We start from the raw sequence: 13,192 nt of genomic DNA, 5'->3' as shown, positions 1-13,192 counted from the left end.
CTCCTACAAAAGCGTGATGGTAAAAAGTCTATACCGAAGGCGCGTGTGGCTCTACATATCCCCGCAGCAAGCGATGCCTGTTGCGGCAACGAGGATGCATGACCATGGACAATTCCGTATTCCGGTCTTTCCGGGGAAGAACCCGCGCCGCCGGCGCTTCGATCGCCATCGCGGCGCTGCTGGCACTCACGGCCGGGCCGGCCCTCGCGTCCGATTGCGACGCCTATGCCGCTGCCGGCGTCGACTGGCAGGAATGCAGCAAGAACAACCTGATGCTGGGCGGCAGCGATTTCAGCGGGGCCAACCTTTCCGGCACCAATTTCAGCGGGACGGATCTGCGGAACACCAATCTCGAAGGCGCAAACCTTGAAAAGGCAGTCCTGGTGCGTTCCTCGCTTGCCGGCGCCAAGGCGGGCAAGGCCAATTTCGCCAGGATCGAGGCCTACCGTACAAGCTTTGCCGGCATTGCGGCCGAAGGCGCCTCGTTCGCCAGCGCCGAACTGCAGCGCGCCGATTTCAGCGCCGCGCAACTGACCGGCGCCGATTTCGAAAAGGCCGAACTCGCCCGGGCCAATTTCGGCAAGGCGGTGATAACCGGCAGTAGGTTCCCGCTGGCCAATCTCTCGCGCGCCGATTTCAGCGGCGCCAGTTTCGAAGGTCCTCTCGACTTTGCCGGCGCCTTCCTTTTCCTGACCAGGATCGAGGGGCTTGACCTCAGCGCGGCGACCGGGCTCGAGCAATGGCAGATCGAACTGGCCTGCGGCAACGACCAGACGAAGCTGCCGGCCGGATTGGCTGTCCCGGCAACATGGCCTTGCAAGTTCGACTGATTTTTTGAACTTCGCGACGTCGCCGTAAGCGGTTCCTGACAGTTTTGGCTGCGGGCATCCTGTATAAATCCGACCATGTGATTCTAACCCAGGAACCCCGATGGCGGACAGTTCGGCGCAAGCCGCACCGGCACTGAAGGAAATCTTCGACCGGACGCGGCTCGCCCACATCGCGGCCGAAACGGCCGCCCTCGCGCCGGCCTTCGATGCCGGGCGCTTCATGGCGCTCGCCACCGACAATCTCGATGCGCTCGGCATCATGCAGCGCATGCGGCAGACGGCGACCAGCCTGCACGCGACATTGCCGGCGGACTTCGGCAAGGCAGTCGACATCCTTTCGGCGCTGGCGCCGCGCATCAACCACGGCTTCGCGTCGATCACGCTGCCGGAATATGTGGCGCTCTACGGGCAGGACCATTTCGACCGCTCGATGCAGGCGCTGGCGTTCTTCACGCGTTTCGGTTCGGCGGAATTCGCCATCCGGCCTTTCCTGGCGCGCGATTTCGACCGCACGCTCGGTGTGATGCGCGGCTGGGCCGAGGACGAAAACGAGCACGTGCGCCGGCTGGCCAGCGAAGGTTCGCGGCCGCGGCTGCCGTGGTCGTTCAACCTCAAGAACCTGATTGCCGATCCCTCGCCCACCGCACCTATCCTCGAAGCGCTGAAGGGCGACCCGAGCCTTTACGTGCGCAAATCGGTCGCCAACCACCTCAACGACATCACCAAGGACCATCCCGACCGGGCGATCGAGCGGGTATCTGCATGGGACATGGACGACAAGCACACCGCCTGGATCGTGCGCCATGCGCTTAGGACCCTCATCAAGAAAGGCGAACCGCGGGCGCTGGCGCTGATCGGCACCACCGGCAAGGCCCAGGTGACCGTCGAAGCATTTTCGGTGACGCCGGCGGCGCTCGATCTGGGCGATAGGCTCACCCTCAAGGCGGGCATCGTGTCCACCGGCGAGACGTCGCAAAAACTGGTCGTCGACTACGCCATCCACTACGTCAAGAAAAGCGGCGCGGCATCGCGCAAGGTGTTCAAGCTGAAGGAGATCGCGCTTGAACCGCGAGGCCGCACCGATCTGTCGATCAGCCAGACCATCCGCGACTTCACCACGCGCAAGCACAATGCCGGGTTTCACCGCGTCGAGCTGATCGTCAATGGCGAGGTTCTGGTGGACGGCGGGTTTGAGTTGAAATCATAGCGTCAAAGAATTGCCTTCACCTCGGTGTCGCCAGCCAGCGAGCCCCGGCGTGTCGGTGCTCAGTAGATGGCTGCCCAGCCAGTCACGAAGATAAGAATTACAGTAACCAGCGCCCCTGAGACGTAGAGAATGGTTCTGATACTACCGCCCTTGGCCGCGTTGCCACCGCGCAGATAGATCACCATGTGCATCAGCCGGATCGCTGTGTAGGCCCATACCAGCACTGCCAGCGTGGTCGGCCCGACGCCCACCATCATTGCCAGCACCGCCGGTACGACGAAGGGCGCCAGTGCCTCCACGGAGTTCATGTGCACGCGGTCGATGCGGTAGAGCAGGTTCTCGTCATCGGCGGGCACTACCGGGCCGGAGAGCTTTCCGGCACGGCCTTTGGACGATCCCGAATGGATCGCCAAAACGATGGACAAGAGACAGAGCACGAGCACGCCGATGATGCTGAGGGTATAGGCTTCCATACTGATCTCCGCTCATGGGTCGCGACGACAACGGACGGGGCAATCTCAGCGGGTGATCTGTTTCCGTCTCAAGCGTGCCAACCTTGCAACCGTCAGCCCTGGCGGGTCAACAGGTCGGCGAAGCGTTTGAGATAAAGCGGCCAGCCCTGATCGCCGGCAACACCGTCGCGCTCGCTTTCCCAGCCATCGCCGTGGCGTTCCAGCTTCCGATGCTCGAGCTCGACGCGAGTCCGGTTCGCCGTTTCGGCGGTGAACCGGACCTCCCACTCGCTGGTCTTGTCGGGGTCGGTTTCGATCTGCCATCGTGGCGAGATGTCCCAACTGAGCAGCACCCGATTGGGCGGCTCGTAGGCCAGCACGCGCGCCCAGCGGCACTCGCTCCCGTCAACGCCGCGATCATAGATGGAACCGCCGACCCGCGGCTCGAACACGGTCTCGGCGATCTCGACGGGGAGCAGGTTGTGCTCGCGTGGCTTGAAACTGCCGAAATCCTCGGTGAAGACCTTGAATGCGCGCTCGATCGGGGCCTCGACCACGATGGACTGCTTCACGGACGCAACCGGCATATGGGTGGTCATCTTGGTTCCTCCGGCGCCTGCTCGACGGCCACCTTGTAGGCCGCTAGCGTCTTGCCCCAGAATCGGTCGAGCCAGGCGCGCATCTGGCCAAGCCCATCGGGATCGATGTGGTAGACATTGCTGGCGCCCTTCGGCTCGGCGCGAACGAGACGGGACTCGCGCAATATTTTCAGATGCTGGGAGACGGCGGACTGAGATACGGACACCTGCCCCGTAATCTCGACGACCGAGCGCGGACGGTCGGCTATCAGCCCGAAGATCGTGCGGCGGGTTGGATCGCCAAGGGCGGCGAGTTGAGGGCTATCAGCAGTCATGACTAATGATTAGTGTGGACTGATGATAGAGTCAAGCGTGCGAAACACCTCCAGCATTTCCATTCGACAGACGAGGTTGCCGCCGCTATAAGCCGGCGCATTCGAGAGATACCCCTGACATGGCTGAAACGATAAAACAGGCGGTGGCGCGCCGCCGCACCTTCGCGATCATCGCCCACCCCGACGCCGGCAAGACGACGCTGACCGAAAAGCTGCTTTTGTTCGGCGGCGCCATCCAGCTCGCCGGCGAGGTAAAGGCCAAGAAGGACCGCATCCAGACACGTTCCGACTGGATGAAGATCGAGCGCGAGCGCGGCATCTCGGTGGTCACCTCGGTGATGACCTTCGAATATGGCGACAACGTCTTCAACCTGCTCGACACGCCCGGCCACGAGGACTTCGCCGACGACACCTACCGCACGCTGTCCGCGGTGGACTCGGCCGTGATGGTCATCGACGGGGCGAAGGGCATCGAGCCGCGCACGCTGAAGCTGTTCGAGGTCTGCCGGCTGCGCGATATCCCGATCATCACCTTCGTCAACAAGATGGACCGCGAGGCGCGCGACACATTCGAGATCCTGGACGAGATCGAGCAGAAGCTGGCGCTCGACACCGCACCGATCACCTGGCCAATCGGCCGCGGCAAGACATTCTCCGGTACCTATCACCTGGCCCAGAACGCCATCCGCCATGGCGACGCGGAAAAGGAGCGGACGCCCGTCAACGGGCCTGATTCCAACCGCGTTGCCGGGCTGTTACCCGAGAACGAGCGCGAGGCCTTCATCGAGGAACTGGAGCTGGCGCGCGAAGCCTGCCGCCCGTTCGACCGCGAAGCGTTCCTCGAAGGCCACATGACGCCGGTCTATTTCGGTTCGGCGCTGCGCAATTACGGCGTGCGCGATCTGATCGAGGCGCTCGGCGCCTTCGGGCCGCCGCCGCGCGCGCAGGAAGCCGACACCCGCAAGGTCGAGGCGACGGAGGAGAAGATGACCTCCTTCGTCTTCAAGATCCAGGCCAACATGGACCCCAACCACCGCGACCGCATCGCCTTCGTGCGGGTCTGCTCGGGTGAGCTCAAGCGCGGCATGAAGGCCAAGCTGGTGCGAACCGGCAAGCCGATGAGCCTGTCGGCGCCGCAGTTCTTCTTCGCCCGTTCGCGCATCACCGCCGACGAAGCCTATGCCGGCGATGTCGTCGGCATTCCCAACCACGGCACATTGCGCATCGGCGACACGCTGACCGAAGGCGAGGAGCTGCTGTTTCGCGGCGTCCCCAACTTCGCGCCGGAAATCCTGCGCCGCGTCCGTCTCGGCGACGCCATGAAGGCGAAAAAGCTGAAGGAAGCGCTGCACCAGATGGCCGAGGAGGGCGTCGTGCAGCTGTTCTCGCCCGAAGACGGCTCTCCGGCGATCGTCGGCGTGGTCGGCGCGCTGCAGCTCGACGTGCTGAAGGAGCGGCTGTCAGTCGAATACACGCTGCCGGTCGATTTCGAAATGGCGCGCTTTTCGGTCTGCCGCTGGATCGACGCCGACAGCCCCGCCGAAGTCCACCGCTTCATCGAGGCGCATCGCGGGGACATCGCCCGCGACCTCGACAACGATCCGGTGTTCCTCGCCCAGCATGAGTTCTCGCTGAATTACGAGGCCGAGCGCTGGAAGGCAATCCGCTTCACCGCAGTGAAGGATTACCAAGTGCGGGAAGCCGCCTGAGGCTTGCCTGCCGCACGCTGATCGCGCAGGCTTCACGCCATGATCGACGAAGCGGCAATCGACGCGCTATTTGCCTGGATGCTCGAAGGCGCGCGGCCGTGTGCCAGCGCCAACGATCTGGCGGATGGCGTCTGCCGCCAACTGGTCGCGGCCGGTGTGCCGGTCGACCGCTTCGCCTTGTTCACAACCGTCCTCGATCCGAACCTGGTGGGCTGGCGCTTCGGCTGGACTCCCGAAGAGGGCGCCATTGCCCGGCTCGGCGAATTGGGGCTGTTTGCGACCGATGAATACACCGCCAATCCGGTGCCGGTCGTCAGCGAGAGCCAGAAGCCTTTGCGCCGCAGGCTCGGTCCTGACACGGTGGACGAATACAAGCTGTTCGGCGATCTCGTGGCTGAAGGATTTACCGACTATCTGATGCAGCCGGTGATCTACACCACGGGCGAAGCGGACGCGGTCAGCTGGGCGACGAAGGCGCCGGACGGCTTCTCCGACCGGGCGGTCGCCGCACTCCAGCGCATCAACGCGCCGCTGGCGCGGCTCGCTGAAATCCATGTCCTGCGCCTTAACGCGGCGAATCTGCTCTCGGCCTATGTCGGCCGCGACAGCGGCGACCAGATCCTCAAGGGCAAGATCCATCGCGGCGACGGCGAAGAGATCGAGGCTGCGATATTGTTCGTCGACGTCGTCGACTTCACGCGAGTGTCCGGCGCAATGAGCGGGCCTGAGGCCGTTGCCATGCTGAATGCCGTGTTCGACCTGGTCGTGCCGCCGGTCGAGGCCAATGGCGGGGAGATCCTGAAATTCCTGGGCGACGGTTTCCTGGCGATCTTTCCCTATGCCGACGAGGACGGGCTCGCCAAGGCTGTCCTCGGGGCTGTGGAAGCCGTCAGAAGCGGGGAGGCGATGCTTGCCGCTTCAACTGTGGCGGCCGATGCAAAAATCCGCTCCGCCCTGCATGCCGGACGCTTCCATTTCGGCAACGTCGGTGGTTCCGGGCGGCTCGATTTCACCGCGATCGGCCAGCCCGTCAACTTTGCCGCGCGGCTGCTGCAGGCAGCGTCGACGCTCGGCTGCTCGCGGGTAGCCTCGGGCCTCGCCGCCGGACATCTCGGCAGCGGGACCAGGCTGACCGCTGAAGTCGAATTCAAGGGCTTCGAAGGCGTGCAGCAGGTGTTCGCCTACTGACCGCGTTCACGCCGGGCGACCCCGATCCGAACCCCGAATGTCAGGGATTCAGTCATTCAAAGAAAGAGCCGGGGCAGGATTTGCCCCGGCTCTTTTTCGTGAATGATCGCGCCGATTATTCGGCCGGCACTTCCTCGGCGGGAAGCTGCTTGACCCGCAGCGGGAACAGCCGCCGCAGCGCGACATAGAACACCGGCGTCAGCACCAGTCCGACGAGGGTGACGCCGAGCATGCCGGAGAACACCGTGGTGCCGAGCGACTGGCGCATTTCCGCGCCGGGACCTTCAGCCAGCATCAGCGGCACGACGCCGAGGATGAAGGCGAAGGCCGTCATCAGGATCGGCCGCAGGCGCAAGCGGCAAGCCTCCACCGCGGCGTCGACCGGCGACAGGCCCCGGTCCTGTGCTTGCCTGGCGAACTCGACGATCAGGATGGCGTTCTTCGCCGCCAGGCCGATCAGCACGATGAGGCCGACCTGCACCAGGATGTTGTTGTCGAGCCCGCGCATGAACACGCCGATCATCGCCGCCAGCACGCCGAGCGGCACGATCAGCACGATGGCGAACGGCATGATCCAGCTTTCATACTGTGCCGCCAGCGCCAGGAAGACGAACAGCACCGACAGGCCGAAGATGAAGACCGCCTGGTTGCCGGTCTGGCTCTCCTGCAACGCAAGCTCCGTCCATTCGAAGGAGGTTCCGTCGGGCAGCGTCGTGTTGGCGAGTTCCTCCATCTTCTTCAACGCGTCGCCGGTCGAGACGCCGGGCGCTGCATTGCCCTGCAGCGGCACCGACACGTACATGTTGTAGCGTTGCACCAGCGACGGACCAGTCGAATCCTGGATTTCGACCAGCGTGCCCAGCGGCACCAGTTCGCCCGACTGCGACCTGACCTTGAGCTTCAATATGTCGTCGCGGTCGATGCGGAAGGCCTGATCGGCCTGCGCGCGCACCTGGTAGACCCGGCCGAACGCATTGAAGTCGTTGACGTAGGCGGTGCCGAGATTCATCGACAGCGTTTCGAAGATCGCCGGTATGGCGACGTTCAGGATGCGTGCCTTGTCGCGGTCGATGGCAAGGTAGTATTGCGGGCTCGACGCCGAGAAGGTGGTGAACACGCCGGTCAGGCCAGGCGTCTGGTTCGCCTGCCCGGCCAGTTGCTGGGCAAGCGCCAGTATCTGCCGCATATCGGCGCTATTACGTTCTTGCAGTTGCATCTTGAAGCCGCCGGAATTGCCGATGCCGGGCACCGGCGGCGGCGGCAGCGCGATGATGAAGGCCTCCTGGATGCCTTGCAGGCTGCCGAACAGCGTGCCGATGATCTTGTCGGCCGTTTCGCCATTCTTGAGCCGTTCCTCGAACGGCTGGAACGGGGCGAAGATCACGCCGGCATTGCTGGCGTTGGTGAAGGTGGCGCCGGAGAAGCCGGAGAACGCCACGGCATTGCGCACGCCCGGCGTCGCGCGGACAATCTCCGTCGCCCGCTGGATGACGGCATCGGTGCGTTCGAGCGACGACCCGTCGGGCAGTTGCACGACGACGATCGCATATCCCTGGTCCATGCTCGGGATGAAGCCGCGCGGTACCGTCTGCACCATGAAGATTGTCGCATAGATCAGCAGGGCGAAGACGGCGAGCATGGCCAGCAGCGCCGCCGTCGAGCCGACGAGCGCCTTGACCAGCCGGCCATAACCTTCCGAAACGCGATCGAAGCCCCGGTTGAAACCATTGGCCATGCGTCGCCCGAACCGCCCTATGGCCGTGCGTGGCTCCTTCTGGGACTCGTGGTGCGGCTTGAGCAGCAGCGCGGCAAGTGCCGGCGACAGCGTCAGGGAGATGAACGCCGAGATCGCCGTCGACACCGCGATGGTGATGGCGAACTGCAGGTAGAACTGCCCGGTAATGCCGGGGATGAACGCCGCCGGCACGAAGACGGAAATCAGCACCAGCGAGATCGCCATGACAGCGGTGCCGACCTCGTCCATGGTCCGGTGCGCCGCCGGATTGGGATCGAGCCCCTCGGCGATGTTGCGTTCGACGTTCTCGACCACGACGATGGCATCGTCGACGACGATGCCGATCGCCAGCACCAGGCCGAACAGCGTCAGCATGTTCAGCGAGAAGCCGAATGCATAAAGGACCGCGAGCGTGCCGATCAGCGAGACCGGTATGGCGACGATCGGGATGATCGCTGTGCGCCACGATTGCAGGAAGATCAGGATGACGATGACGACCAGCGCCATCGCTTCGAGGATCGTCTTGTACACCTCGTTGATCGATTGCTGAATGAATTCAGTCGGATTGTAGACGATGTCGTAGCTCAGCCCTTTGGGGAAGTCCTTCGACAGTTCGGCGATCGTCGCCTGGATTTCCTCGGCCGAGGCAAGGGCGTTGGAACCCGGCCGCTGGAAGATGCCAAGCGCCACCGCCGGCTTGCCGTCCAGATAGGAGTTGGTGACGTAGTCCTTGGCGCCGAGTTCGATGCGGGCGACGTCCTGCAGCGAGATCAGCCGGCCGTCCTCGGTCGATTTGACGATGACATAACGGAAGTCGCGCGCGTCGTCGAAGCGCCCTTGCGTGGTCACCGTATATTCGAAAGCGGTACCGTTGTTCATCGGCGGCGCGCCGACGGAACCGCCGGAAACCTGCACGTTCTGGTCGCGCAGCGCCTGCACGATGTCGGCGGCGGTCATGCCGTAGGCCGACAGCTTTTCCGGGTCGAGCCAGATGCGCAGCGAGAATTCGCGCTCGCCGAAGATGATCAGGTCGCCGACGCCGTCGAGGCGCAGGAGCACGTCGCGCACCCGCGAACGGGCGTAGTTGGACACATAGAGCTGGTCGTAGGTGTCGTCCGGCGACAGCATGTGGATGACCATCATCAGGTCGGGCGAACTCTTGGCCGTAGTGACGCCGAGACGGCGGACATCCTCCGGCAAGCGCGGCTCGGCGACCGCGACCCTGTTCTGCACCAGCACCTGCGCCTGGTTGAGATCGGTGCCCGGCCTGAAGGTGACCGTCAGCGCCATCGCCCCGTCGTTCGACGAATAGGACGACATATAGAGCATGTTCTCGACGCCGTTGATCTCTTGCTCGATCGGCGTCGCCACGGTGGCGGCGACCGTCTCGGCGTCGGCGCCGGGATAGGCGGCGCGCACGACGATGGTCGGCGGGGCGATCTCCGGATACTGGGAGACGGGAAGCTGGGTGTAGGCGATGGCGCCGACAATCAGCACGACGATGGACACGACCGAGGCGAAGATCGGCCGGTCGACGAAGAAATGAGCGAAGCGCATCGGATTATTCCGCCGTTTCGGCCTTGGGAGGCAAGGTCACCATTTCAGCCTTCACCTTGACGCCGGGCCGCACCCGCATCAGCCCGTTGACGACGATGGTTTCGTCGCCGGTCAGGCCTTCGCGGATGACGCGGTAGCCGTCGAGATTGGGGCCGGTGCGCACGGGCTTGGTCGAGACCGTACCGGTGTCATCGAGCACGAAGACGATGCGACGGTCCTGGTCGGCGCCAATCGCGGCGTCGGGAACCAGGATGCCGCGATGCGGCAGCGATCCGGGGACGTTGATACGGCCGAACATGCCCGGCTGCAGGACGCCGTCCTTGTTGTCGAACCTCGCCCGCACGCGCATCGTGCCGCTGGCGTTGTCGAGACGGTTCTCGGCGAAATCGAGCTTGCCTTTGAACACCGCCTCGTTGCGGTCGGCGACGCGGACGACGACGTCGAGATTGTTGGAGCCTTCCTGCATGGTGCCGCCACGCTCGCGGGCATCACGCGCATAGCTGAAATAGGTGCGCTCATCGATGTCGAAATAGAAATCGATCGGGTCCCAGGCGACGACCGTGGTCAGCAAGGTGGAATCCGGCTGCACCAGATTGCCCGCCGAAACTAGCCGGCGGCCGATGCGGCCCGAAATCGGCGCCCGTATCTCGGTGAACTCGAGGTCGAGGCTGGCGTTGCGAAGGGCGGCATTGGCGCCTTGCAGTTGCGCCTGCGCCGAAAGGCTTTCACGCCTGCGGTCATCAAGCACCGAGGCGGCGAGATTGCCGGAGCTGGCAAGGGATTCCGCACGTTCGAGCTGGGACGTAGCAAACTGGGTCAGGCTACTGGCAACGTCGACCTGCGACTTGGCAGCGTCATATGCCGCCTGGTAGGGACGCTGGTCGATGGTGAACAAGAGGTCGCCCTTGTTGACGACGGCACCGTCGCGAAAATGGACCTCGGCGAGGTAACCGCTGACACGCGAGCGGATCGCCACTTCGTCGACAGCCTCGAACCGGCCGACGAATTCGTCGTCCTCGACGATGTCGCGCACCACCGGCTTGGCGGCGGAGACGACCGGCAGCTCCGGCTGCTGGGCCCAGGCATGGTGTGAAGAGGTGGCGGCAAGAGCCCAGAAAAGCACCAGCAGGCCGGTTCGAAGGCTCATGCCCCGGCTGCTGCCGCGGGTGACCGCAAGTCGGCTGACCGTCTCGTTCATGTTGGTTCCCCTCGTGGGATGAATGTCCGTATCGCAGTGATCGACAGGCAATTTGCGAGACGCACATGTAGGTTCGGTGTGCTGCGCCGCAATATGGTCACATTCGAAATTCGCCAAAATCTAGCCGATGCTGACAAAAATGGTACCCCGGACCGGCAACTTTCAGGAGTAGGCCTTGGCGCGTTTTGAATATCTTCCGCAACGTGCATGTTGCGCCGACGGCAAACGCCGCAAGAAACGACCCGAAGCAGGCCAGTTTCGCCAAATTGCATTTTTTATTGCCAAAAATCGTCACTGGACTTCCCGAAGCCGCCGGTCTTTGCGCTATGATGGCTCCCAAACCAGGAAAGCCGGGAGACCCCAATGAGCATCCGCATCAACGACACCGCGCCGGATTTCACCGCCGACACGACGCAAGGCACCATCAATTTTCACGACTGGATCGGCGACAGCTATGCCGTGCTGTTTTCGCATCCGAAGAATTTCACGCCGGTCTGCACGACGGAACTCGGCGCGATGGCAGGGCTTGCGGGAGAGTTCAAGAAGCGCAACGCCAAGATCATCGGCATTTCGGTCGATCCGGTCGAGAGCCATGACAAATGGAAGGCCGACATCAAGACAGCGACCGGCCAATCGGTGGAATACCCGCTGATCGGCGACAAAGACCTGAAGGTCGCCAAGCTCTACGACATGCTGCCGGCCGGCGCCGGCGACAGTTCGGAAGGCCGCACGCCCGCCGACAACGCGACCGTCCGCTCGGTGTTTGTCGTCGGGCCGGACAAGAAGGTGAAATTGACCCTCACCTATCCGATGACGACCGGCCGCAACTTCGACGAGATCCTGCGCGCCATCGATTCCATCCAGCTGACCGCCAAACACAAGGTGGCGACGCCCGCCAACTGGAAGCAGGGCGAGGACGTGATCATCACAGCCGCGGTGCCGGACGACGAGGCCAAGGAGAAATTCGGCGAGTTCGAGCGCGTGCTGCCTTATCTCCGTAAGGCCAAGCAACCAAAGGATTGATCCGCGCGGGCGCACCCGTAGGCCCGGCCACGCGGCCGATATCTACCTGTGCCGCTCGAACAGGATCACGGTGTCGTCGTGATAGGTGGTCCGGGTCACTTCGGCATAGCCGCATTTCTCGGCGACTCGGATCGAGGCCAGGTTTTCGGGGCTTATGATGCACACTGATTTTTCCGCCTGGAGGTAACTGTCACCCCAGGCGTGCAATGCCTTGACTATTTCGGTGGCAAACCCTTTTCCATGCACGGAGGGGCTCAGTACCCAGCCCGCCTCCGGTATCCCTTCGATGGAAGGAAGCATGTCGCGCCTAGCATCGTGAAAGCCGGCGTCGCCGAGATAGGCGCCCGTCGACTTCTCCTCCACGGCGAAGAAACCGAAGCCAAGCACACTCCACGAGCCGGCGGTGCGCAGGTATCGCCCCCAGCTTTCCTCGCGCGTGGAGGGCTTGCCGGTGATGAAGCGCACGACCTTGGGGGTCGCCCATAGCGCCACAAACGCTTCGAAATCATCGATACGGTGGCGGCGGAGACGGAGCCTCTGCGTCTCGATGACCGGCTGCGGCGATTGGCCAAACGTATCCAATGCAATCCTCCTCGTCACACCAGCCGCCGCCCTATCACGGGCCGGCAGCATTGCGAAAAGTCCACAGGTGAGAAGAACGTAGGCTCAGCCGGTGGCGGCTCCGGCCAACCTTTCGAAGAGGATGGTCGGCTCGCCGCGGTAGGTCGTCTTCAAGACCTCGCGATAACCGCATTTCTCGGCGACGCGACGTGAGGCGATATTCTTTGGATCGATGATGCAAACCGTCTTGCCGCCGTCGAAAAACGCGTCGCCCCATTGGTGCATGGCGACGACCACCTCCGTGGCGAGGCCCTTGCCGTGCGACGTCGATACAAGCCCCCAGCCGGCTTCCGGGATGCCTTCGAGTGAAGGCTCGATGTCGCGCCGCAGTTCATGGAAGCCGGCGCTGCCGATCAGTCTGCGCGTGGTCCTGTCCTCGACCGCCCAGAAACCGAAGCCGAGTACACTCCAAAGCCCGGCATAGCGCAGATAGCGGGCCCAGGACTCTTCGCGGGTGAAGGGCTTGCCGCCGAGGAAGCGCGTTACCACCGGGTCTGCCCACATGGCCGCGTGTGCATCGAAATCATCCAGCCTGTGGCCGCGAAGAATGACCCGTTCCGTCTCGACAACGGGGATCGCGGCCGAATGGGCGATGTTCATCAGAAAGCGTCCTCAATACTCAAGCAACAATTTTTCGCTTCCGGCTGATCTCAAACAGTCGGCCAAAATAAGGCATGCAGCGAAAAACAGAATGACTCGCCTGTTGCGAACTCTATACCACGCCCAACGCTTTCCGTAGAGTAAGCAAAAATAAAAATG

At 63.3% G+C, this 13,192-nt stretch carries 12 protein-coding genes; 5 read left to right on the top strand and 7 right to left on the bottom strand.

Features of this window, described 5'->3' with window-relative positions:
* The first annotated feature begins 104 nt into the window (after positions 1-104).
* Both OHD58_RS07395 and OHD58_RS07390 read left to right on the top strand, forming a co-directional pair.
* Entirely contained in the window at positions 105-830 is a 726-nt protein-coding gene (locus OHD58_RS07395) for a pentapeptide repeat-containing protein (protein ID WP_412177182.1), read from the top strand.
* 100 nt (positions 831-930) lie between these two features.
* The gene (locus OHD58_RS07390; protein WP_263802443.1) at positions 931-2,037 is read left to right on the top strand and encodes a DNA alkylation repair protein; all 1,107 of its coding nucleotides are present in this window, start codon (positions 931-933) and stop codon (positions 2,035-2,037) included.
* Between the two features lie 59 nt (positions 2,038-2,096).
* On the opposite strand, the gene OHD58_RS07385 is transcribed toward OHD58_RS07390, so the two are convergent.
* From OHD58_RS07385 to OHD58_RS07375, 3 genes are all read right to left on the bottom strand, one after another.
* Complete coding sequence (locus OHD58_RS07385) at positions 2,097-2,510, bottom strand: MAPEG family protein (protein WP_263802442.1); 414 nt, start codon at positions 2,508-2,510, stop codon at positions 2,097-2,099.
* A gap of 92 nt (positions 2,511-2,602) precedes the next feature.
* Complete coding sequence (locus OHD58_RS07380; RefSeq protein WP_263802441.1) at positions 2,603-3,088, bottom strand: SRPBCC family protein; 486 nt, start codon at positions 3,086-3,088, stop codon at positions 2,603-2,605.
* Positions 3,085-3,402, bottom strand: a complete 318-nt coding sequence (locus tag OHD58_RS07375; protein WP_263802440.1) for an ArsR/SmtB family transcription factor — start codon at positions 3,400-3,402, stop codon at positions 3,085-3,087. Before OHD58_RS07375 ends, OHD58_RS07380 begins: the two co-directional genes overlap by 4 nt.
* Before the next feature lie 119 nt (positions 3,403-3,521).
* Here OHD58_RS07375 and OHD58_RS07370 point away from each other — a divergent pair, with 119 nt between their 5' ends.
* Positions 3,522-5,111, top strand: a complete 1,590-nt coding sequence (locus OHD58_RS07370) for a peptide chain release factor 3 (protein WP_263802438.1) — start codon at positions 3,522-3,524, stop codon at positions 5,109-5,111.
* 39 nt (positions 5,112-5,150) lie between these two features.
* Entirely contained in the window at positions 5,151-6,299 is a 1,149-nt protein-coding gene (locus tag OHD58_RS07365) for an adenylate/guanylate cyclase domain-containing protein (protein WP_263802437.1), read from the top strand.
* Positions 6,300-6,414: 115 nt separating this feature from the next.
* Here the strand turns inward: OHD58_RS07365 and OHD58_RS07360 are convergent, their stop codons facing one another.
* On the bottom strand, positions 6,415-9,591 hold the full coding sequence (locus OHD58_RS07360) for an efflux RND transporter permease subunit (protein ID WP_263802435.1): 3,177 nt from the start codon (positions 9,589-9,591) through the stop codon (positions 6,415-6,417).
* Between the two features lie 4 nt (positions 9,592-9,595).
* The gene (locus tag OHD58_RS07355; RefSeq protein WP_412177181.1) at positions 9,596-10,738 is read right to left on the bottom strand and encodes an efflux RND transporter periplasmic adaptor subunit; all 1,143 of its coding nucleotides are present in this window, start codon (positions 10,736-10,738) and stop codon (positions 9,596-9,598) included.
* A 414-nt stretch (positions 10,739-11,152) separates the two neighbouring features.
* Between OHD58_RS07355 and OHD58_RS07350 the strand changes: the two genes are divergently transcribed.
* Positions 11,153-11,812 carry a peroxiredoxin gene (locus OHD58_RS07350; protein WP_263802432.1) on the top strand — a complete coding sequence of 220 codons (660 nt, stop codon included), beginning with the start codon at positions 11,153-11,155 and terminating at the stop codon, positions 11,810-11,812.
* A gap of 42 nt (positions 11,813-11,854) precedes the next feature.
* Here OHD58_RS07350 and OHD58_RS07345 read toward each other — a convergent pair whose 3' ends face one another.
* Positions 11,855-12,394, bottom strand: coding sequence for a GNAT family N-acetyltransferase (locus tag OHD58_RS07345; protein ID WP_263802430.1), 540 nt, complete (start codon positions 12,392-12,394; stop codon positions 11,855-11,857).
* A gap of 84 nt (positions 12,395-12,478) precedes the next feature.
* Positions 12,479-13,033 (bottom strand): GNAT family N-acetyltransferase, encoded by a 555-nt coding sequence (locus OHD58_RS07340; protein WP_263802429.1) that lies wholly within the window; start codon positions 13,031-13,033, stop codon positions 12,479-12,481.
* Positions 13,034-13,192 lie beyond the last annotated feature (159 nt).

It is taken from the genome of Mesorhizobium sp. ZC-5 (genome assembly GCF_025753855.1).
Classification (GTDB): domain Bacteria; phylum Pseudomonadota; class Alphaproteobacteria; order Rhizobiales; family Rhizobiaceae; genus Neomesorhizobium.
This window is presented reverse-complemented; position numbering and strand designations above follow the sequence as displayed.